22 protein-coding genes are annotated in these 20,233 nt (G+C 63.4%); all 22 read right to left on the bottom strand.

Annotation, left to right across the window (positions count from 1 at the left end; translation table 11 throughout):
- Positions 1 to 2,265 carry a hypothetical protein gene (locus AAIH46_RS17935; RefSeq protein WP_430307415.1) on the bottom strand — a complete coding sequence of 755 codons (2,265 nt, stop codon included), beginning with the start codon at positions 2,263 to 2,265 and terminating at the stop codon, positions 1 to 3.
- A 9-nt stretch (positions 2,266 to 2,274) separates the two neighbouring features.
- Positions 2,275 to 2,943: a phage tail protein I gene (locus tag AAIH46_RS17940; protein WP_430307416.1), complete on the bottom strand. Its 669-nt coding sequence runs from the start codon at positions 2,941 to 2,943 to the stop codon at positions 2,275 to 2,277.
- Positions 2,940 to 3,890 (bottom strand): baseplate J/gp47 family protein, encoded by a 951-nt coding sequence (locus AAIH46_RS17945; RefSeq protein WP_430307417.1) that lies wholly within the window; start codon positions 3,888 to 3,890, stop codon positions 2,940 to 2,942. The genes AAIH46_RS17940 and AAIH46_RS17945 overlap by 4 nt, the downstream gene beginning before the upstream one ends.
- Positions 3,887 to 4,285, bottom strand: coding sequence for a GPW/gp25 family protein (locus AAIH46_RS17950; RefSeq protein WP_430307418.1), 399 nt, complete (start codon positions 4,283 to 4,285; stop codon positions 3,887 to 3,889). The genes AAIH46_RS17945 and AAIH46_RS17950 overlap by 4 nt, the downstream gene beginning before the upstream one ends.
- Positions 4,272 to 4,550, bottom strand: a complete 279-nt coding sequence (locus AAIH46_RS17955) for a hypothetical protein (protein WP_430307419.1) — start codon at positions 4,548 to 4,550, stop codon at positions 4,272 to 4,274. Before AAIH46_RS17955 ends, AAIH46_RS17950 begins: the two co-directional genes overlap by 14 nt.
- 12 nt (positions 4,551 to 4,562) lie before the next feature.
- Positions 4,563 to 5,081, bottom strand: a complete 519-nt coding sequence (locus AAIH46_RS17960) for a baseplate assembly protein (protein ID WP_430307420.1) — start codon at positions 5,079 to 5,081, stop codon at positions 4,563 to 4,565.
- The gene (locus tag AAIH46_RS17965; RefSeq protein ID WP_430307421.1) at positions 5,078 to 5,893 is read right to left on the bottom strand and encodes a hypothetical protein; all 816 of its coding nucleotides are present in this window, start codon (positions 5,891 to 5,893) and stop codon (positions 5,078 to 5,080) included. Before AAIH46_RS17965 ends, AAIH46_RS17960 begins: the two co-directional genes overlap by 4 nt.
- Complete coding sequence (locus tag AAIH46_RS17970) at positions 5,890 to 6,273, bottom strand: hypothetical protein (protein ID WP_430307422.1); 384 nt, start codon at positions 6,271 to 6,273, stop codon at positions 5,890 to 5,892. Before AAIH46_RS17970 ends, AAIH46_RS17965 begins: the two co-directional genes overlap by 4 nt.
- Positions 6,273 to 6,509, bottom strand: coding sequence for a hypothetical protein (locus AAIH46_RS17975; RefSeq protein ID WP_430307423.1), 237 nt, complete (start codon positions 6,507 to 6,509; stop codon positions 6,273 to 6,275). Before AAIH46_RS17975 ends, AAIH46_RS17970 begins: the two co-directional genes overlap by 1 nt.
- Positions 6,510 to 6,567: 58 nt before the next feature.
- Positions 6,568 to 7,596 (bottom strand): major capsid protein, encoded by a 1,029-nt coding sequence (locus AAIH46_RS17980; RefSeq protein ID WP_430307424.1) that lies wholly within the window; start codon positions 7,594 to 7,596, stop codon positions 6,568 to 6,570.
- A 15-nt stretch (positions 7,597 to 7,611) separates the two neighbouring features.
- Positions 7,612 to 7,995: a head decoration protein gene (locus tag AAIH46_RS17985; protein ID WP_430307425.1), complete on the bottom strand. Its 384-nt coding sequence runs from the start codon at positions 7,993 to 7,995 to the stop codon at positions 7,612 to 7,614.
- 15 nt (positions 7,996 to 8,010) lie between these two features.
- Entirely contained in the window at positions 8,011 to 9,132 is a 1,122-nt protein-coding gene (locus AAIH46_RS17990) for a head maturation protease, ClpP-related (protein WP_430307426.1), read from the bottom strand.
- Complete coding sequence (locus AAIH46_RS17995) at positions 9,060 to 9,317, bottom strand: hypothetical protein (protein WP_430307427.1); 258 nt, start codon at positions 9,315 to 9,317, stop codon at positions 9,060 to 9,062. Before AAIH46_RS17995 ends, AAIH46_RS17990 begins: the two co-directional genes overlap by 73 nt.
- A complete protein-coding gene (locus AAIH46_RS18000) occupies positions 9,317 to 10,984 on the bottom strand; it encodes a phage portal protein (protein WP_430307428.1) in 1,668 nt (555 codons plus the stop codon). Before AAIH46_RS18000 ends, AAIH46_RS17995 begins: the two co-directional genes overlap by 1 nt.
- Positions 10,981 to 13,107, bottom strand: a complete 2,127-nt coding sequence (locus AAIH46_RS18005; protein ID WP_430307429.1) for a terminase gpA endonuclease subunit — start codon at positions 13,105 to 13,107, stop codon at positions 10,981 to 10,983. The genes AAIH46_RS18000 and AAIH46_RS18005 overlap by 4 nt, the downstream gene beginning before the upstream one ends.
- Positions 13,104 to 13,727, bottom strand: a complete 624-nt coding sequence (locus AAIH46_RS18010) for a hypothetical protein (RefSeq protein WP_430307430.1) — start codon at positions 13,725 to 13,727, stop codon at positions 13,104 to 13,106. The genes AAIH46_RS18005 and AAIH46_RS18010 overlap by 4 nt, the downstream gene beginning before the upstream one ends.
- Before the next feature lie 181 nt (positions 13,728 to 13,908).
- Positions 13,909 to 14,505 carry a hypothetical protein gene (locus AAIH46_RS18015; protein WP_430307431.1) on the bottom strand — a complete coding sequence of 199 codons (597 nt, stop codon included), beginning with the start codon at positions 14,503 to 14,505 and terminating at the stop codon, positions 13,909 to 13,911.
- Between the two features lie 216 nt (positions 14,506 to 14,721).
- The gene (nusG, locus tag AAIH46_RS18020; RefSeq protein WP_430307432.1) at positions 14,722 to 15,351 is read right to left on the bottom strand and encodes a transcription termination/antitermination protein NusG; all 630 of its coding nucleotides are present in this window, start codon (positions 15,349 to 15,351) and stop codon (positions 14,722 to 14,724) included.
- Positions 15,335 to 16,507, bottom strand: a complete 1,173-nt coding sequence (locus tag AAIH46_RS18025; protein WP_430307433.1) for a helix-turn-helix domain-containing protein — start codon at positions 16,505 to 16,507, stop codon at positions 15,335 to 15,337. Before AAIH46_RS18025 ends, nusG begins: the two co-directional genes overlap by 17 nt.
- Entirely contained in the window at positions 16,504 to 18,621 is a 2,118-nt protein-coding gene (locus AAIH46_RS18030; protein WP_430307434.1) for a DNA cytosine methyltransferase, read from the bottom strand. Before AAIH46_RS18030 ends, AAIH46_RS18025 begins: the two co-directional genes overlap by 4 nt.
- On the bottom strand, positions 18,618 to 20,033 hold the full coding sequence (locus AAIH46_RS18035) for a hypothetical protein (protein ID WP_430307435.1): 1,416 nt from the start codon (positions 20,031 to 20,033) through the stop codon (positions 18,618 to 18,620). The genes AAIH46_RS18030 and AAIH46_RS18035 overlap by 4 nt, the downstream gene beginning before the upstream one ends.
- A complete protein-coding gene (locus tag AAIH46_RS18040; RefSeq protein WP_430307436.1) occupies positions 20,030 to 20,233 on the bottom strand; it encodes a hypothetical protein in 204 nt (67 codons plus the stop codon). Before AAIH46_RS18040 ends, AAIH46_RS18035 begins: the two co-directional genes overlap by 4 nt.

Raw genomic sequence — 20,233 nt, forward strand, 5'->3', positions numbered from 1 at the left:
TCACTGAGCTGAGATGAACACGTCCTGCACGAACGGCACGGACACGACATTGTTGGTGTTGGCGGCGACCTTGATCCGGGCGCCAGTCGTCGCCGCCCCAAGCACGTAAGTCGACAGGTAGGTGCGCCTGGTGGGCTTCAGCGGGTCGATGGTGACTTCCGTCGTGCTGGGAGCGATCGTCGCACCGCCGACCATGATGGCCGGCGTGAAGGTGTGCCGCGCGGGATCGAAGGCATCGACGGTAATCTGCGTGACGATGGAAGTCGTCGACAGGCCAAAAGCGAAGTTCTTGCTGACACCCACCATGGTCGCCCGGTTGCGCGACACGCGTGAGATCGCTTTGTCGTCCAGCTGGATCATCGGTTGCAGATCGGCCGTACCGATCATCACCATCCGCAGCTCGACCGACGCGGGCTGGCCGAAAAGCGGATTGGTCGCCGGATCGCCATCGTCGAGTTCCGTCCAGACATCCGAGCCGGAAGGGCGGATTTCCCAGGCGAGTTGGCAGCCACCCGGCACCCAGCCGGCATAGAGCATGTCGATCTGCGTCATGCCGTCCGCAAGGTTGAGGGCTTGCATCGGAATGACCGTGCGCGGGCTTCGGTAGCGGGCGGCATTGATCCGGAAGCAGAAGTCTGTTTCCGTCGACCCTTGCGCGAAGGCACCGTCCGTCGTCAGGAACTGCGTGCCGCCGGTGTACTTGTTGGCGGCCGACACATAGAGCGCGTGCGCGCCGGTCGTGACGGTGACGATCGCATAGCGCTTGCCGCTTTCCAGCAGCGTGATCGGCATCTCGCACTTGTTCCAGCCAACAGCCAGCGAGCCGTGCAATAGGACACCCTGCGCCAGCACCGCGTCGAACTTCGGCGTGCCGGCATTTGTCGTCTCGACGATGAACACATGCACGTCACCGTCAGCCCCGACGCGGGCGAAAGGCAGGTCGATGCTGGTCATCTGCATCGGCTGCGCTACCAGGAACGTCTGCCCGTAGATCGAGCCGTTCACGCCAATGTCTTCGGTGACATATTCCCAGTAGGGAGCATCGTAGATTTCGTAGCGGATCTGTCGGACACCATAGGTCTGGTGACCAGGACCATAGTTGACGTCCGGATAGACCACTTCGAACGTCTCACCGCCGACATTGAGCATCTGGCCAACGCGTGCATCGCCGCCGAGACCCGCCCAGCCCGCCTGGTTCTCACAGGCCCACTGCGTCGGGCCGTAGGTCATGCGGATGCGCGGGACTTCCTTGCGAACGAGCGTCGTTTCGGTGTGAACGAGCTGCGAGATGTTGAGCGTGCCGTCGAGCGAGGTGTTGGCGATGCGCGTCACCTCGTCGAAGGCCGGCACCATCCGCCGGCCACGGAAACGGACCTTCGGATCGTCTTCCGCCTGCACCTCAAGACGAGCCTGCGAAGTGGCCGCAAAACCGAACCGCACGCCCTCCTCGATCCGGGCAAGCCAGTCGATGTGCGTGTTGTCCCACTGGTCCATGACAAGGCCCTGGTCGAACACATAGGCCCGTGCTTCATCAGGCAGATCGATCTTCAGCCGGCTCGCGCCGATATCGCGCTGCATCTGGCGGATGATGGCCGGCCGAGGGATCTCCGTCAGCTTGCCCCAGATGTTGACGACCTGCGTTTCGATTGTTTCCGTCCGGAGGAACAAGCCGCTGAGATCGACTTCCAGCGCCGTCACACGACCCTCGACCTCGTAAAGCGTCTTGACGCGGCTATCATTGCCCGGCTCGATCACGTCGATACCCGACGAGTTCAGCAGCACGTATGCGATGCAGGCGTCGGTCGGTGCGACGACAGGCTTGACCGCAACCGGGTTTGCTTCGCCGGCCTGGACGATCAGCGACACGACGCGCTTGATCGTCTTCGGCGTCGTGCGCTGGACGATGACACTCGTCTCCGGATCTTCGGACGTTTCGAACGGCCGGTTCTCACTGACAACGGTTTCCTCGCCGCGCAGCAGGATGGCTACCCAGCGCTGGTCGGAAGCGGCAGCCGGAATGCGCAGCTGCAGGTTCACGTCGGTCGGAGCGGCCTGTTCATAAACGATCTCGCCGGCCACATAGCGCCCGGCGGAGACCGTGATTTCCTGCGCCGACTTGCGGGCGACCGTGAAGGCTGCCCAGTGCGCCGGATAGCCGATGGCATCGAGCCAGATCTTGTCGGCCGCTTCCTGAGCGTAGAGGCCGATATTCTCAAAGTCGCCGTGATCGGCAATTTCGGCATCAGCAAAAGCCACGCGGTTCATGATCGCTCCTTAGTCGAGGGATGTGCGGTCCATCCAGCCACCGACGACATGACTGCCGTCGATCAGGATGCCGTCTTGAATGGTGAGAGGTCGCCGCCATGCGAAGGTGACCGAGTAGTGGGTTTCCGGCACCTTCGCGATCGCCAGCGCCCGCTTGGCGCGCCGCAGCGGCTCAAGATCGACGCTGCGCAGTGCTGCACGCCCGAAGTTCGCGCGGCCGATCTGGAAACGGCCAGCTGGCGCCTCCAGCGTTACCCGCACCAGATAGTGCGCGGTGAACGGCAGGTGGTGGATCGGCGTGCGGCCGAGGATCGCCCGGCCGAAGGCGAAGCGGGCAGGATGCGAGACGACATCGACGATCTCGGCATCGACGAAATCGAGATAGCGCTGTGCGCCCGCCCGCATGCCTTTCAGTTCGCCGATCGGCGAGGCCGGAAACTGGATGGACCGGCCGGCCGCCTGCGCGATCATCTCGCGCTTGCGGTCGTCGGACCAGTCGTCGAACCACAGGTCGACAGAGTAGTGCGCAGCGAGCCACGGCAGAAACCGTGCTTCGGTCTCATAAGGATCGAGAAGCTGCTCGTAAGGCACCGGCAGGCTGTCGGACATGCCGGCCGCGAGCGCCTGCTCGAAGATCCCGGCGCTATCGTTTGGCAGGAGCTGTCCGACGACACTCATTGGCGCACCTCAGTCGTGATCACGAGGGCTGCCATGACGGGCACCCGATAGGGATGCGGGGCGATGGCGACCGGCGACAGATCCCGAACCCTGATCACACCAGGACCGTAGGCTGCGCCGGAAAGGAAGCCTTCCGGGATCTCGCCGCCGATGATCGTTCGCCCGATCGCAGCTGCACGGACGCGGGCTTCCGCCTCGGCACGGATCGTCTCGGCAGAGGGTCCGACACCCGGAACCTCAAGAACGAGCGAAACGGCATATTCCACCCGCGTCGCCGCCATGACGGAAATCGCAACGGCTTCCGGCGCCCGGTTCGGGTTGGTGACGCGCGATCGCACCGCCGCTAGTTCGCCATCGGTGGGAGCGCGGCCGAAACGACCGATGACCACAACGTCGGTATCACCCCGCCGGCCGTGGATGGCGTGCCCGTTGATCCGGGCATCCCAGAGGCCAAGCGTTTGATCTTCAGACTGCGGCCACGCGGTCCATGCATCGAATAGGTAGCGGCCCGCAGATCCGGCAGACGGCACGTCGAACGACAGCAGGTAGCGGCGAAGCAGGTTTGCATCGCTTTCGACCACAGCCGGTTGATCGTTCGTCGCCGGGACGATTGTCAGCCGCTCGATGTTGCGGCCGGCGGCGATCGCCTCAAGATTGGTGCCGGTCGATAGCGGCGACAGGAGAGCCCGCAGGCCATCATTGACGCGCTGTCGATCGAGGATGCGCAGATATGTCCAGGCGCGGCCGACGACGATTGCCGGGTTCGTCTGCAGAGACTGCTCGTCGAAGACGGGCAGCGTCGGGTCGGCGATCCGCTGCTCTTCCCAGAACGCAAGGAAGCGATCTGTGAAGCCCTGAAGCATCGTCGAGGTCGACAGGATCTCGATCGCGTCGGGCGCCGGCAGTCGTGACAGGTCGATCGCCGTTGGCGCATAGGTCGTCGTCATGCCGCTACCGCCGTTATTGTGCTGCCGCCGAAGCCGAGGGTGAAGCCGACGACACGTTCAACCGTGAAGTCGCCGAGGTGACCACGAGGCCGAAAGTCGGCCTCGATCAGTAGTCCCGCGATGCCCATCCGGATCTGCTCGACAGATCCGGTCGGCACCACGCGGCGGATGGCAAAGCGCGGCTCCCACAGCTCGATCGCCGTGGCGATCAGCTGCTGCCAGACCGCAAAGAGCGTCGGTGTCATGCGACGCCCCAGCAGCTCGATCACGCCGCCACCAAATTCCCGAAGCAGAACGACCGTCGACAGGCGGGTCGACAGGATGAAGACGGTCGCCTGCAGGGTCGACGACAGGTCGTCGATGATTGCGCCAGTGCGCCGATCAATCCCCGCCATCGGCAGCACCGCCGGCACGAGGCTTCTTATCGGACGCCGCCCAGTGGTCGGGCACTGCCTTGTCGGCGGGAGCGACCCGATCAAGCGATAGGTCGTAAGCCGCCTCCGCATCGTTGAGGAAGACGGTCTTTGCCGTGCCGGCTCGCTTGCCGTTGATCCATGCCACACCCGGCTTCAGGTGATATTCCGAGCGGCCATCCTCGCGTGGACCAGCCGCGTTCGCCGCCTGGTCGACCTTCGTCGACAGCGTCTGTTTCGTCGTCATGATGTTCTCCTGTTAGTTTGCGGGAGGCGCGGTCCGCTGCCCACCTTGAAGAACCCCGCCATGCACATGGCTGGAGCCGATGTTCTTCCCGTCATGCTCAACACGCCCGCCATTGACGGACATGCCGTCCGGGCCGATGGTCACCGTCACGCCTGCAGCCTCTATGACGAGGGCACCACCGGCGACGGAAACCTTCACCCCGGCATCCCGAAAGACGTTCGCTTCGGCGTTGTCGTTCGGCGACGGGTTGCCGTCCGAATAGCCGCCCCGGATCATGAACCCTTGGCGGGGGTCGCCGGATGGATTGACGACCCCGACCACCTGCCCCTTCTTGAGCGGGATCGAGGTCTTGCCGGTCTCAGGATGCGGATACCAGGGTGAGAGGTGAGGATCCTCGTCAGTGCCGCCGAGCCGAAGACGATAGCCCTTTGTGGCGTCGACCAGTTCGACTGGTCCCATCTTCAGCGAGTTGCCAAAGGCAGTTTTCAGCATCTCGACATCGAGACGCATGGCGACGATATCCCCGATCATGGCGCCCTCACCGTCACGCTGTTGAGGCCTTCGACATCGAGGGTTCCGCTTTCCATCGGAGGCGTCGACCGATCCTCGTCGGCGGCAAGCGGGCCATGCCCAAGCGCCAGCAGTTCGGCGGCCGTCATGCCGTTGCGCCGCTGCAGCGCTTCCCAGTCTGCAGCCGTGCCCGTGATCAGCGCGCGCATCACCGCCGCCTGCTCGCGATAGGAACGGTCGTCAGACGCTTCCAGCGCTTTCAGGAACCGCATGAAGGCGGAACGTGGATCAAGCGCGACACCCGTTTGCGGTTCGTCACCGAGATCCACCGTCAGCCGCATCTGGTGGCCTGCCAGGCGCTGGCCGTCGTCGGTGTTGCGGGCGCCAGCATATTCGATTTTCATGATCCGGTGATGCAGGCCGCGATAGATGTCGGCCCAAGCATTGTCGGGATCCGTCAGCGCCGTGGCAATCTGGCGCTGGACGATGTCGAGGAAGAATTCCCGGTTCCGATCGGAGCCCGGAATGTTGATCCCGACCAGCACCGTCGCTTCGGTCTCTTCATCGATATCGAGCATTGCCGTCGATATGCCCATCTCGAAGATGATGTCGCAAAGGCCATTCTCGGTCAGCGATCGACCGGCGATGTTCTCAGCCCTGCCTTGATCGGTATAGACCGAGACGAACGGCTTATCCTCGTCCGTGCGCAGGCTGCCATCGGCTTGAATGTCGAGCGCGCCATTCGGAGTATCGAGGACATTGTTGCCGACAAGAGTTTTTCCCTTCAGGGCTTCGACGGCTGCAATGCGCAGCGCGATCCGCATCATGCTCATTGCTCGCCAAGCTCCAGAATAAGACGTGTCTCGCCGCGATCGTCGACGCGCAGCACCTCAAAGCGAGGCTGTCCCTTGCGGGCGATCGCACGCACGCGGTCGCCGTTCCTGAATGCCGGCCCCTCGTAGCGGGCCGCATCGATGTGAAGTTCAGCCTTGCCGGCTGCAAGTTTCGAGCGCCACGCTCGCCCGGAGCCGGGCGAAATGTTGCTTTCCTTGCCGCCGCCCACCCTCAGGATTGCGTCTAACTCGACGGTCAGCCGGGCTGGATCGACCGAGCCATCCTTCATGAAGATCAACTTCACCGGCTCTGCAAACTTCCAGTCGACGTCCGCAACGACCCGATCGCGCATTTCGTGATGGCGGGCGGCAACAGGCATCAGTTCGATCCGGCTTCGATAGCGGCGAGGATTTCGGCCTTGGTCTTCGAAGGGTCGATCTCGACGCTCCGCAACTTCGCTTCCTCGATCAGCTTTTCCTTCGTCATCGAGGCAAGGTCGATCTTGCGCGGCACATCCTTGCCGCCGTCGGAAATGCCCTCGTCGTCGTAGCTCATGCCGGCCTTCAGGTACTTGCCGGTATAGAAGCCGGGTTCGGTTACAAGCTGGGATGTCATGACACTCTCCATGAGGTTTTCGGCCGCCCGTCGCGGGCGACCGAGCATCGCCGGAGCGTTACTTCGCCTTGGCGCGAAGCAGCATTTCCGGGCGGGTGCAGATGAACAGCGGATAGCTGTAAAGCTCGACGCGATCCCATTCGTCGCGGCCGGACGGGTCGCTCAGAAGCAAGCCGTAGAATTCCTGACCACGCTTGTTGAGGTACGGCTTGAACTCGCTTGCGGGTGCCCAGCCGACCTGGAATGCACCGCGCGCACCGATCGGGAAGAACCGCGCCTTTTCGGTCCCGATGGCGATCGTGGCGTCATCGTCGGTGCCCTGGTAGTTGATGAAGACGATGCCTTCGATCTCGATCGAGGAGTAACCCTCGATGTTCTCCAGGGTGGCAGCACGATCCGTACCGATCTTCGTCTCGGTGATCGAGCGATGGCTGACCAGCATGTCGAAGAACGTATCGCCGACAAGCGCACCGACCTTGGTGCTTGGCGTCCAGACACCCTTTGCCTTCTTCTGCATCGACCGTTTCAGGTCGCGGCACTTCTTGCGGACGTCGGTCAGTGGATCGTCGAGTTCGAAATCGATCTCGGCAGGCTCGGCGATGCCCCAGAACTTGTACCAGTCGATGAGGACGGTCGCGCCGTCAGCATCCAGAACCTTGCCCTGCACGGCGCCAAAGCGCATGTGCTCCCAGGTCAGCTCCATGTCTTCCTTGATGGCGCTGGTGCGGTCCGTGACTTCGTCTGCAGCCTCGACCGTCTGCTCTTCGAAAGGCAGGGCCGCGACGCCGGCCAGTTCGGCGCTGTAGATCGTCGAGCCCTTGGCGAGACGCACAGCCTGCTCGGTGCGGACCTTAGCGCCGGCGGGGATCAGCTCCTCCAGCGGCGCACCGTTTGCCGACGTCGGGATAAGGGTACGCTTGCCCTCGCGATCGACAATGCCGATCGTGCGGGAGCGCGAGTAGATCGGTGCGAACAGGCCGAGGGTGCCGAGGAGCTGCGGCTTGAAGTCGACCTTCTCGACGATCTCCTCCTGCACCTCGATGACGCCCCAGGCATTCTGATTGAAGATGTCTGCTACAAGAGCCATGTGATCTGCCCCTCCTTAGCGGGCGGCAATGCCGAGCGCCGCCAGAGCGGTAAGCGCGGTGGTTTTCTGGGGATCGGTGACGCCGGCGGCCCAGACAAGGACGTCGGCGTGGATTTCGGTATCGCGGGCGGTGACGGTGCGCCGGACAGCGTCCGCAGTGGCGTCGCAGCCTTCGTAGAGAACGGCTGCAGCAGTCTGCGTGCCGTCATTGGCGGCCGGCGCATACGGCTTGTACTGGCCGATCGTCGCGCCAGCGGCGGTGATCTTGCCGAGGACCGCACCGGCGTCCAGCTTGCCGCTTCCGGCCGCGATGACGATCTGCTCACGCGAGCGGTAGCCGTTGGCTTCGCAGACGATGTAGTGGGCGGTCGGGCGAAGGCCCTGAACGAGCGTAACCATTTCAGCTGTCTCCTGTTAGCGGCGCTTGTTGGTGCGTTCGACCGAGGCCGACAGCACCGAGCGGTCGCCCTTCGCGGCGCCGCCGTTGTCCGGCTTGTTGAGGCCGGAGGCGTTCATCCGACGCGGACGGAATTCCTCCGTATTTTCCGCGTCGGCCTTGGGCGACACGGCGAGGGTCGCCTTGGCCTGGTCGACGGTGTTGCCGAGGGTGAAGAGGTGCTGTGCCAGCCCCTCGCGGCCCTTGGCCTCATCGAGACCCATGATCGCATCGCGGCGCTCACGGTCCGACTTCAGTGCCGCCTCGATGCCGCCACCAGCTTTCTCGAGATCGGCTTTCAGCTTGGCGTTTTCGGCGGCAAGCTGTTCCGCACGTTCCTTATCCGTCATGGAGGGCTCCTCAGTTGGACGGGGTTGCGCGGCCGGCGCCGCCATGGTCGCCGGGAGCGACCAATTCTGTTTCTTCGCCATGGTCGTCAGATGCTTTGGAGCATGAGCGAACAGGCGATAATCAAAGGCCGCCACCGGCTTGGCCCTCGTTTCGGTGGTGTCGTCGGCAAAGCCTTCCGCCACTGCCTCTTCAGGCGTGAGCCAGCGCTCTGCCTTCATGATCTCGCGGCACTCTTGCGCGGTCTTTCCGGATTTCGCGGCGTAGACACGGGAGTAGGCAGTCGCGAGCGCTTCGAGCGCCTCGATCGTCTTGCTGTGATCGGATGAGTTGCCGAACGTGAAGCCGGCCGGGTCGTGGATCATCATCACAGCGCCGGCCGACATCGTGACGGTCTGGCCGGCCATGGCGATGAGCGATGCAGCCGAGGCTGCGATCCCTTCCACCACGATGTTCGTCTCGCCACCGCGAGCAACCAGCAGCGCATGAATGGCCGCACCTTCGGACGCGATTCCGCCGCCCGAATTGAGATGCACATCGAGTGGGCTTGCGTCTTCGATGCTCGCCAGGGCAAGCACCACGTCCTGAGAGGTGAAGCCGTCCTCGAAGTAATAGTCGCCGACATAGCCGGTCAGCCGGAGCTTCCCGTCTTCAACAATTGCAGCCATTTGTTTGAACCTCAGTAGGGGCGCATTCGCCCGACCATTGCGTAGCGGGTCCGCTTCGGCGTTTCGCCGCGCGAGATCTGGCACTTGCGAATTGCTTCATCGAGTGCCGTCTTGACGTCGGCGAGGCTCGCATTCGCGTAACGCGACATGTCCTCGCCGAACCGTGCTTCGGTGACCATCTCACCCATGAGAAGGGCTTCCTCGACCCGGCGCAGCTTTACGGCTCGCGCACACCAGTCGATTGCGAGCGGATCGATCTCATCAGCCATCAGGCAGCCTCCTTTGCGGGCTCTCGGTTGCCTTCCATGGCGGCGCCCTGAGGCCCGCCGCCACCTTGCGATCTGCCGAATGGATGCGGCACGCCGGCTTCCTCGAACTGCTTCTTTTCCCGGCCGAGCTGGACGATCTGTTCCTGCCCATTCTTGCCGCGCTTGGCGCAGATGTCGGAGAACGACGAAACACCAAGCTCCAGCTCGATCTTGTCTGCCATCGCCGCCTTGTAGTTGTCGGCCGATGGCGCGCCGGGACCGTGCCACTCCGCCTGGAATATGGCTTCGCGGTTACGGCGGAAGGCTTCGCGGCCGCCCTTCAGCTGGATCCGGCCGGTCTCGATCATCTCTTCCAGCCAGCGTTCGTAGATCGCCTGCAGGAACGGGATCACGATGCGGGTGCGGCGACGCATGACGATCGGCCAGATCGTCGCCACTGACATCAGGACCGAGGAATAGGTCGCGTTCGAATGATCCATCGACAGCGATTCGAAGGTGACGCCGAGGCAGCGGGCAATCTCGCGCAGCAGGTTCTGGAAGAACGCCACATAGTCGCTGCTAGGCGTCGAAGTCGTGTGCAGCTGGAACTCTTCACCAGGCCCCAGATGATTGATCCGGGCCGGATCGGACATCGAGATGCCCTTATCTTTCAAGGCACCGAGACGCATGTCCCAGACTTCGAGGAGATCCTGCTGCAGGCCGCCGATGAAGGTGTCCCATGAGCCGCCGGTTTCGTCGAAGCCTTCAGGCTTTTCGATGTCACTCAGCGTCTGCAGCGCCTGAAACGCTTCCCCGCTTTGTTCCGGGCTCTTGATGGTGGCGGCAAAAACCGTCTGAAGCAGGGTCTTCGCAAGCGTCGCATCGGCCAGCTGATCGGACTGCGCAAGAACCTTGAGGGACGGCGCGACTTCCGAGATCCCGCGCGGGCTGTTGAGATTGGCGCCGCGATCCATGACGTGGATGACGTCGGCGGCATCGATGTCGCGATCGCGCTCGATACCGCTTTCGCGGACGCGGAACTTGTAGGCGACCGCCCTCCCCGTCGCCGCGTCGTGATAGATGCCCTGCTCAAGCCCCTCGACTTCGCGCGTTACACGCGGGCAGCGATGGGATGCGATGAGCGACACCTTGGTGCCCGTCTCGACGCCGTACCGGCGCCGCTCGGCAGGCTCCATGAAGTCGAGAATGCCGAACGCTTCACCCGACGCCAGGTAGCTGCGCAGCGCCGCGTCAGCCATCTCTGCGATGGTCGACTTGCCGGCGAGATCGCACTCCTTCGGGTTCCACGCGTAGCGCCGCCACTCTTCCTCAACGAGCCGGCACCATTCGGCTGCCTCATCATCGGTGTAGCCGAGCTTTTTAAGCTTGGCGCGGCAGTTGAGTTTCAGTTCCTCGCCGATGGTGTCGCAGAGGATCTGCATGACGGCGCCAGCGATCCAGCCGCTGTTGTGCATGAAGTCGACGGCGAGCGCCGCAGCGCGTTCCGCCGCTTCGCGAACGTCATGCCGAGCATCGCGGGTCACGGCCTTTCGCATGCCCAGCACACCCGACCGATCACCGCGCAGATAGCGGGCGACATGACGGCGAGCGGGCGCGGTCTGCGGCGGAGCAGCCGAAACCTTTTCCGACTTGGCTTTGACGCGAATGCGCGGCTTTGCTTCGATCACGAGTATGACTTCCACTTTGAGCGCGGCGGCCGGGATCTGCCCGACGTCGATGACGCTGGCGCCGGTTCCTGCTTCGGTTTGACGAACGGGTTCTGTTCGGCGGCCTCGAAGAGATCCTTGGGCTCTTCGTGATCGCCGTGCAGTTCGCGAACGAGATCAGCCCATCGATCGAGGGTCAGGCGCCGCTTGTTCTGCAGGTGCCACCCGAGGGCAAAAGCGTAGACCGTGGCGTCGAACCAGTCGTTCATCCGCCCGACGACTTTCTTCCACTGCCGTCCAGCCTTGGGCTTGATCAGCCGCCGGGCGCGGCGGCTCACACTTGCGCGGGCTTCCTCCTCGGCATCGACCAAGCGCTCCGCCGTCAATTCCTTGGCGAAGTCGGCGTCGCAAAGGTCCGACGCGAAGTGGATCGTGTTGCGAGGCCAGTGGCCGGTTTCGGAGCGGCCCTGCACCAGGTTGGCCATGGCGGCGGTGACCGCCGTTTTGACGTCGTAGAGGCCGACCGGGTAGAGCAGCACCTTGGCAACCACGCGCTTGCGCTGGTCCTTGATGTCCTTTTTGACCGGTGTGCCGAGCCACGGAAGTCCGATCGGCTCGCGGCCGTCGAGCGCGTAAACGTTCGGCCGGCCGGCACAGAAGCGATAGACCCGATCGGTTGCCCAGCCGGAGTCGACGCCATTCAAATCGATGCCCTTCTCGCGCCCGCCATTCGCGGTCGGATAGGTGCGGGCCTGCGCGTCGGAAAGCTTGATCCAAGGCTCGTCGGACTGGTCCGGCGCACCTTCGAAGATCTCGCGGTCGATCAGCTGCATCTGGTCGCGAGCGCCGAGCGCGTAGGTGACCCACTTGATGCCATAGCCCTGGACGTCGGCCGCAGAAACGACAATGGCCGCCCAGGCTGGGATGACGCGAGACGGCAAGAGTTCTGCCTTGCAGGCCTCGACGATCTTCTCCCATTCGACGGTAATGCCGCCCGGATCGTAAGGCTCGGCCAGATCCTGCTGGCAGAACGTCCGCATCTTCGTCGTATCGCCCTCGGCATCCAGCCAGCGGTTCCAGATTTCCGACCACTTTTCGCGCGGCGCATACGCGGCCCACAGATGGTAGCTCGGCTGCCAATCGCGGCACCTGCCTTCGCAGGGCGGGCATGCCCACGCGTCGATATCGGCGGCGGGAATTTCCATCGGAACCGGATCATCATGATCCGCAACCCGGCGAGCAATCCACCGGCCATGCTCCATCATCTCGCGCTTGTGCCCGTCGAGGATGACCTCGTCGCACTTGCGGCAGCGCATGTGCACCGGCAAATCGCGATGGGCGTCCGGGCCGCGCATCATGTCGAAAGCCAGTGCCTGGAACGTCTCGCAGTGCGGACACGGCAGGTAGAAATAGCGCTGATCGCCCGCTTCGAAGTCGTCGCTGATGGTGCATTCGCCAGCGACGCCCGGCGTCGATCCCTGCCATTCTTTGGCTAGGTCGCCATACATTTTCTGGCGGGCACGCGCCTGGTCACGAGGGCTGCCGCGACCATCAACGTCCTTCGGGTAGCCGGTCGTTTCGTCCATCGCCAGATACTTGATCGAGACCATCTGCAGGCCCTTCGAGGAACCTGCGTTGACGATCTGGCAGAAGCCGCCCGCGTACCGCTTGAAGGACGTCGTGCTTCCCTGCTCGTCGCGGCTGCTGACCGGCAGCACCTTGTGAGCGATGCGCTTCGACGCCTCGATCGTCGGCTGTAGCTTGACCCGGTTGAACTTGGTCGCCTCCTCGATCGAGGGCAGCACGATCATCATCGAGCCGGGAGCCTGGTCGACGATGAAGCAAAACCAGTTCTCGATCGCCGTCGACTTGCCCAGCTGTGCCGCCCAGCGCGCCGTGACCCGACGTGCAGGATGGTCCGGATGCAGGCAGTCCTGCGGCTCGCGCAGATAAGGCACGCGGTCCGTGCGGAACTTGCCGGGCCACGGCGAACCTGATTCCGGCGAGACCTCGCGGTAGCGATCGGCATGCTCGCTGATCGTCAGATCCTCGGTCGGCCGGCTGGCGGCCGCCATGCCGCGATACATCGCGACGGCGCCGTTGGGCAGCTCCGGGAACCGGGCCCGGATGTCGTGGACCGTCATTGCAGCGACTGGCTCTGTTCCGGGAACGGCATGTCGTCAGCACCTGCATCTTCGCGGCGCCGCATGGCGTCGAGTTTTTCGAGGACTTGGCGGTTGAAGACCGTGAGGCCGGCCTTGGAAAAGTTCTTCAGGGCGAGCCGAACAACGCGTTCTTCCCATCCGTATTTCAGGGACAGCGTGCTGGCCTCGGCGTCGATGGCGCGCTCGAAGGCGCTTTGCATCATGGCGACGGCATCGCGACCGGCCTGGTCGACCTCCGCATATGGCGTCAGTTCCTTGCGACGCTCGGCGAGGTCCATCTCGCGCAGCTCCGCGTCGGCCTGCGCCTTGCGGGCAGCACCATCCGACTGGGTGCGCGTCGGCAGGGTGCCGGCAGATGGTCCAACGGATCGCGCCGGACCGCGCGGCGCGGCTATCGGCAGTGGCCGGATGCGGATGTTCTCGCTGCGATGTGCGGCGAGCGCTCCGAACTCGACGAGGCTCGACCGGCCGTCAGGCTTGAGAGGCAAAGCCTCGGAATGTTGTTTCAGATACCGGGAGAGCGATGACCGGTCGATGCGGTCGCCCGCTTCAGTCAGTCGCGTCGCCGCATCCGTGATCGAAATCCATTCCTCGTCCATCGTGCATCGTCCCGTGCAACACGTGTGCTTGCACGTGTATTCGTGTACCGCTTGCGATGAGGCGCACTGGCGAAATCCCGCGGTAGCGCGCTCCCGTATGGCGGATTTGGCCCGAAACGGTCCCTAAATGGGGGGGTGCGGGTGCGGGGTGTTGCGAATTCGACACAGGGCGTTAAGGCGGTCAGGGAACCAGCTTGGCCAGCGCGGCATCCACCCTTTGCCGAAGCAAAGGACCGGAGATCTTGTTGAATGCGCCGAGTGTTGCACCCCTGGTCATCTCGACCGGGATAAACACGCCTGACCGGGCGAAGGTGTAGTGACGACTGCCGCCCTTCACGCCGGGTGTTCTGCCGACCCTCACCATCACGTGCCCGCCGAACTTCTCGACATCCACACGGTCCGGCCACCATCCACCGCGTATGAAGGCGCCCGGATAGAGCGTCGCCTTGCCGAATGGCTTAGCCACCACACCCGCCTCGGTCTCCTTCGGGTTCAGGTACTTGAGACGGATGTTCCCACCTCGCGTCTTGATCTCGTAAGAGAGGCGGCCAAAGCTCGCCTTCATCGGGTCGCCGACAGCGGCGACGATAGTCTTACGCGGCAGGCCGGTTTGAACAGTCAGGCCGCGCACGACCTGCGTCTTGGCTCTGTCCCCCACCTGGTTGACGATCCGTGGCAAAACCAGCGGAAACTTCTGGTGGAGAAGAACGATGCGCTTGCCGTAGTTGTGGAGCACCCGATCAGCCCATGCGACGTTCACGATGCGCAGGATAGCCAAGGAACCCTCCATCTGGATACGCAGAAGGCGACCGCAATGGTCGCCTTCTGAGGTCCGCCTTAATGTCATAGCTTGCGCACTGACCTTGAATCGACCTCGGTGCGAGGCGTCAAGGTGGGGGCTGACCGGTGTCGACCTCGGGATTTCTCCCCGCTGTTTAGGCGTTCTCAGAGGCTCACTAGCAGGATCATCAGCTCATCCAGTGCCAAATGACTCTCACAGCTTGTCGCAGATTGCAAGTGGCACCGTCACAGGCACCTTGCCGCCCAACATGTCCAGCGTCACCACCACGTCGCCTCTTCCGTCAGAGCGACATGAGACCACTTCGCCGCTGAAGCCGACGAACGGTCCGTCCCATATCTTCACCTGATCGCCACGGCTGAACCGCTTGCCGGTCTGCTTGTCCCAATCGAATGCGCCGTCCTCCGCCAAGGCCTTGAACCGTCTTACCTCTTCAGGCGTTATGGGCATCGGGCAATCATAGCCGCCAACCACCGAAAGGAAGTATTCAACGCCGGTGAGACCAGCCAGAAGGACCCCTGAGATCGGCATATTCACCAGTACGTAGCCGTGGATGACAGGCATCAGGACGCCCTCGACTACTCGGCCTCGTTGCCGCCTATCGGGCCCCTTTCGCATCGGAACGATGGCTTCCACACCCAGACCTGCCAGCTGGTTTTCCACAGCCTTCTCGCGGCCGGTCATCACCCGAGCAGCGAACCACCGCATGGGCAAACCCGATTCGCAGCATTGACGCAGCCGCGTGAGTCGTTCGGCGCGGTCCTGGTCGCCGTCCTTCGCCACACCGATCAGTTGCCCGGTGAAGGTCCTATGCTGCATCATCATGTCCCTTGCCCTCGTTGAGCCGTGCCTCGAATTCCGCCATCGCATCCTCCGGTTCGCCCGAAGGGAAGTAGAGCCATTCGTGTCCCGTCTGCGGCAGCCAGGGCCACCCTCGCCGGGCGTGCAGCGCCTTCCAGCGCGCAGCCAGTTCGCTGTCGCGGTGCACCTTCTCGAAGCTTTCGGAGATCACCATCAGGGTCGGCAGCACGGTCGCGCCCTTGCCGTTGCTGGCCATGTCGTGCAGCGAGTTCACCTTCGGCCAGCCGTATTTCTCACGCCGCTCCATCTCCACCGCCTTGGCAGCTTCGGCGTCCTGTCCGGCCTTCATCCGCTGGAATGCGGTCATCACCGGCCAGGCGGTGGCCATCGGCTTCAGCAGCTCGTTAAGCCGCAGTGCCATCCATGCCCGGCTGAAGGCGTTGTGCATCGAGGGCGGCGCCACGTCGGAGCGCGGATCTTCCAGCCGCTCCCAAGCCCGTTCCTTGAGGTAGACCGCCGGGTAGGTGAAGCTGCCGCCCTTGCGCTCCCTCACCGCAGCGATGAAGGCCGGCGTGCGATCGATGCACGCCTGCCGCTGCTCCGGCGAAAGCTCGAACCATGCTCGCCGGGCTGCATCCTCGCTGCCGTTCGGGTACGTTGCCCAGGACGGCCACCACCGACGAAATGCCTTCTCGACCTTTTCCCGATCCTTCCGAGAACCATCGAAAGTCGCGCTCGCGCCCTCTCTCTCTGGTTCCCTTACAGGTTCTATTACAGGTTTAGCGGACTCCAGTGTCCGGTTCAAAACGTCGATTTTGTCCGGTTCAAACTGCTCATTTTGTCCGGTTGAAGAGCCGATATTTGAACCGGACAAATTGTCCGCCTCAACTTCAGGAGGTGCCGCGATGAATCCCGCCTCGAAGCCGAGCGAATAGCGGTTGTTCTTCCGGTACTTGCCCTCGCGCTGCTCAGCCCAGTTCACCAGCCCCTTGGCCTTCAGCGAAAGCAGGTGGCGGCGCACAGACCGCTCGTCGATCTCGCAGGCCTCCGCAAGATATTCCTGCGAGGGAAAGCAACCTTCCACCGGGTTATGGCAGTCCGACAGGTGCCACAGCACCCGAGCTTCAGCGCAGGATATGCCGCGCACCGTCACGGCCCACATGGTCGCCTTGTGGCTCATTCGGCCGCCTCCAGCCGCACCGCGAGATGCTGGCAATTTGCCGCAACAATGGCCGCGTACGGATAGGGCGACACGGAATTGCCGACGCAGCTGACCTGGACCGACTTCGGAAACGGAACCCAAACGGCCTCTCCACCGCCCGCAGGCTCAGCCCAGCCGCCGTCGATCACATAGTCCGGCGGGAAGCCTTGCGCGTTGTAGAGTTCCCGGGGCGTCAGCATGCGCATGCCGATATCGACGATCACATAAGTCTCGCCGCCGATCGTCAGCGTTACGAATTCACGTTCGTCCCAGAACCCATGGATGCGAAGGAAGTCTGCAACTTCCCGCGCACGTTCCATTTGGTCGGCCGTGAAGGGCGGTGCACGCAGCGAGGCCTCGACGTGGCCGTGGCGGTCTTTCGTGGTGATCGTGCGCGTCGGCTGGTCTTCCTCACCGCCGTCGCCGGTGCCGTAATAGGCCTGCAGGTAAGGAGCGACCAACGCCGACTTGTTGACGCCCGCCGTAACCGTCGCGGACGGCTCTTCAGCACCATGACCGATAGACGCACCGAACTGCCGCGAGATGAAGGCGGCCGCGACGCAGACGTCTGCTTTCGCGGTCATCGTAGCCAATGGTTCATCGCCACTTCGAGGCCGGCTTTGGCCGGCGCGGCCGCCGCATCCAACGAGCGTTGGAATGACTGCGGCGTGCTTGACGCCTCCTGCGACAACGGTTCCCAGCGGTTTGAGTGGATCGAGCGCGCGAGGCTCCTGCCCGGGCCGCTCGCCGTAACCTGTCTGGACAAGCAGCGGCGCAACTACTGACAGGCCAGCACCGCCAGCGGTTATCGTATGCGTCGGTTCATCAGCGCCGTTGAACGGCTTGCCCGAGTTGCGCATGGTCATCAGATGGGGAGCAACGACACCGAGCGGAGCAGCGCCGCCAGGGCGCTTGATGAAGCTGTTTGCGGTGATAGTCGACAGGGGGTCGCGAAGATCCTGTCCCGTCGCACCCGTGTTGAAGCGGATCACCGACGGCGCGAGCAACGCGTGCCGGTTCTCGGTCGGGATCGTGGCGACGGGCTTGTCAAGCTCATGGGTCCGTTCGGAGCGCTCTGCGCCATGGCCATAGTAGCTGGTGAGATACGGTTGCACGACCGCCTTCTCGCCACGGTGCGCCGCCGTGATCGTGTTGAGCGGCTCGTCAGTAGCCTCGGTCCGCGCACCGTGGGTGAGGTTCACAATGAACGGCTTTTCCGCGTCGAGAACGTACCGTTTCATCCCCCGCGCCACACGCGCCATGGTGTTGTCGGCCAAGGGGCGCACGGCACGCAGGCCGTGCCTTGCCATGATCTGCTCACCCGTGTCGAAAATTGACGGGCAAGGCAGCGACCAGTCGATAATTTCGGCGGCGGTGCGCCACGGTAGCTTGCGTCCTGCAACGACGTCGGGATCTGTTGGCGCGCCGTGAGTTGGCTCTGGCCAGATGATCTTCTGCCCATCGAACCGGACAATCATGAACAGCCGCTTGCGGATAGTCGGCGCTCCGTAATCGCATGCCCTCAACTCGCGATAGGCAATTTTTCCGCCGAGTCTCCGCAGCGCCTTGCACCATTTCTGGAAGGTTTCTCCCTTGCGCTCCGGGTCAGGCATCAGCCCCCGCGGCGTCTCCACCAGAGGTCCGAAGTCTTTGAACTCCTCGACGTTCTCCATCGTGATGACGTCTATCTTGCCGCCGCTTTTCTGGATGCGTTCGACCCAGCCCGGGATAATCCATGCGAGGTCGCGAATGTTGCGCTCGACGGGCTTGCCGCCCTTGGCCTTGCTGAAGTGCTTGCAGTCTGGAGAAAAGTGCATCAGCCCGATGTGACGACCTGCAAGGTAATCGAGAGGATCTACCTTCCAGACGTTTTCCGAGAGGTGAAGCGTCTCCGGGTGGTTAGCTGCATGCAGCGCAAGTGCTGCCGGATTGTGATTGATGGCGATATCGGGTGACCGGCCGATAGCCATCTCGATCCCCGTCGATGCGCCCCCGCCCCCGGCGAAACTGTCCACGATCATCGGCGGCAATTGTCCGTAGGAGCGGATCAGATCTGCCGTCGATGCGGCTCCGAACAGCGTGTGCGCGTTCATACGTCCCCCTTCCCGGCCAGCACCTGGTGCCGTCCCTCGTCATCGGCGGGACTCAAGAATCCGTCCGCCACAAGTTGAATGATGATCTCGTCGACAGTGGAGGGCCTTAAGCCCACCTCGCGTCGCAGCTCGCCCGCCGTCACGCCACCGCCACGTGCTGTCAGGTGCGTCCGCACCGCGTCCCGCCAGTCGGCCACCCGCTGCTCAAGGCTTTTGCGAGGCGTCTCGCGGGCAAACTCGTCGTCGGCTGCACGGAAGGAGAGCCCTGCAGGAGCGACGTTGCCGCCCGCACCGGGCAGCAGGGCTGGTGCTGCCTCGAAGTTCTTCCAGTCGACGCGGATCAGCTGCGGATGGCCTTGACCGTAGCTTCCGTCTTCGTTGCGCTCCCAGACGAACCACGCGGTGTTCATCTGGCTGGAGGCCTCTTCGCCGTCCCAACCGTCCTGGTGCATCATCGGCAGGCGACGCGTGAAGACATAGATCCGCGACGGCGGATTCTCTTGCATGGCATAGAGCCGATCAGGATCGGTACACCCGCACATGAAGTTCAGATTCAGAAGCAGAGCCATCTTGCGCGGCTTGTGCTCGCGCAGCGCATGCGCGACGAACCGGTTGAGAATGTGCTTGCCATAGGGCGGGTTCGTCACGATGTCGTCGCCAACAGTGTCGCCAGCAACGGACAGCAGAAAGTCGCCCACCTGCTGCAGCTCGCCATCCTTTGTGGTGGTGCTGTAGTCGACCAGGTCCGCAATCAGCGCATCATAGCCAGCCGCCTCGAACGGCTGCGAAATTGCACCCTTCCCGCATGCCGGTTCCTTGACGCGCGCGCTGAAACTTTCCAGAGCAAGAATGGTGCGCACTCCCTCGATCGGGCTGAAGTATGCGTTTTGGCCGCGCTCTTCCTTCGAACGGGATTGGGTGCCGATCGCATGGCTCAAATTGCCGCGCGTGGCCGAAAGCCCTGCCTCCACCCGCGCCTCGATCGCCCGCTGTACGATCCCCGGTTCGTCGCGTTCTGCTTTCGCCAGCTTGCGCGCCTCGTGCAGGCGTCGCTTGTCCAACCCCACATCGTCGAGTGTGAAACGGTCCGAAGCTTGGACCGTTTCCGGCCGTCCGCCGCGTGAGATCGAGCCCTTGGCCTGCGCGTCGTCGACGATCTCCGAAAGCGCAATCGTCGCATAACTTTCCACGGACAGCGCATCGGCCTGCAGGCGACGGAACTTGTCGATCAACTGGCGCGATGCCTTGACCTTGCTCGCATATCCGCCCGCCGCCTTGGCCTGCTCGTAGGCGCCGCCGGACAGCAGCAATGCCGCCTGCACGTCGCCATCGTCGAGCAGCGCACGGGCGCGCTCCACCGTGGCGACGATATCAGAGGGATCGGCCGTCTGGATGGTTACCAGCGCGTTCATCGCTCACCCCCTGCCAGCGAAGCGGCGCGGCCATCGGCCTCCTCCAGGAGGTGGCACACCTCGCGCTCGTCCATCTTCAGTTCGGCCGCGATGCAGAAGGTGCTGTGGCTGCCCTCGCCGTTGCGCCAAAGCTCCAGCACGCGGGTAAACAGCGCTTCCTTGCGCAGCAGGTCGGTTCTCGGTGCGGCGGTGCCGGCCAT

The organism is Rhizobium sp. 0TCS1.26 (assembly GCF_050455525.1).
Classification (GTDB): Bacteria; Pseudomonadota; Alphaproteobacteria; order Rhizobiales; family Rhizobiaceae; genus Neorhizobium.

Bases quoted from the DNA above. Each gene is read 5' to 3' on its own strand.
- AAIH46_RS17935 (WP_430307415.1), bottom strand. From the start codon at position 2,265: ATGAACCGCGTGGCTTTTGCTGATGCCGAAATTGCCGATCACGGCGAC.
- AAIH46_RS17940 (WP_430307416.1), bottom strand. From the start codon at position 2,943: ATGAGTGTCGTCGGACAGCTCCTGCCAAACGATAGCGCCGGGATCTTC.
- AAIH46_RS17945 (WP_430307417.1), bottom strand. From the start codon at position 3,890: ATGACGACGACCTATGCGCCAACGGCGATCGACCTGTCACGACTGCCG.
- AAIH46_RS17950 (WP_430307418.1), bottom strand. From the start codon at position 4,285: ATGGCGGGGATTGATCGGCGCACTGGCGCAATCATCGACGACCTGTCG.
- AAIH46_RS17955 (WP_430307419.1), bottom strand. From the start codon at position 4,550: ATGACGACGAAACAGACGCTGTCGACGAAGGTCGACCAGGCGGCGAAC.
- AAIH46_RS17960 (WP_430307420.1), bottom strand. From the start codon at position 5,081: ATGATCGGGGATATCGTCGCCATGCGTCTCGATGTCGAGATGCTGAAA.
- AAIH46_RS17965 (WP_430307421.1), bottom strand. From the start codon at position 5,893: ATGAGCATGATGCGGATCGCGCTGCGCATTGCAGCCGTCGAAGCCCTG.
- AAIH46_RS17970 (WP_430307422.1), bottom strand. From the start codon at position 6,273: ATGCCTGTTGCCGCCCGCCATCACGAAATGCGCGATCGGGTCGTTGCG.
- AAIH46_RS17975 (WP_430307423.1), bottom strand. From the start codon at position 6,509: ATGACATCCCAGCTTGTAACCGAACCCGGCTTCTATACCGGCAAGTAC.
- AAIH46_RS17980 (WP_430307424.1), bottom strand. From the start codon at position 7,596: ATGGCTCTTGTAGCAGACATCTTCAATCAGAATGCCTGGGGCGTCATC.
- AAIH46_RS17985 (WP_430307425.1), bottom strand. From the start codon at position 7,995: ATGGTTACGCTCGTTCAGGGCCTTCGCCCGACCGCCCACTACATCGTC.
- AAIH46_RS17995 (WP_430307427.1), bottom strand. From the start codon at position 9,317: ATGGCTGATGAGATCGATCCGCTCGCAATCGACTGGTGTGCGCGAGCC.
- AAIH46_RS18005 (WP_430307429.1), bottom strand. From the start codon at position 13,107: ATGACGGTCCACGACATCCGGGCCCGGTTCCCGGAGCTGCCCAACGGC.
- AAIH46_RS18010 (WP_430307430.1), bottom strand. From the start codon at position 13,727: ATGGACGAGGAATGGATTTCGATCACGGATGCGGCGACGCGACTGACT.
- nusG (WP_430307432.1), bottom strand. From the start codon at position 15,351: ATGATGATGCAGCATAGGACCTTCACCGGGCAACTGATCGGTGTGGCG.
- AAIH46_RS18025 (WP_430307433.1), bottom strand. From the start codon at position 16,507: ATGAGCCACAAGGCGACCATGTGGGCCGTGACGGTGCGCGGCATATCC.
- AAIH46_RS18030 (WP_430307434.1), bottom strand. From the start codon at position 18,621: ATGAACGCGCACACGCTGTTCGGAGCCGCATCGACGGCAGATCTGATC.
- AAIH46_RS18035 (WP_430307435.1), bottom strand. From the start codon at position 20,033: ATGAACGCGCTGGTAACCATCCAGACGGCCGATCCCTCTGATATCGTC.
- AAIH46_RS18040 (WP_430307436.1), bottom strand. From the start codon at position 20,233: ATGGCCGGCACCGCCGCACCGAGAACCGACCTGCTGCGCAAGGAAGCG.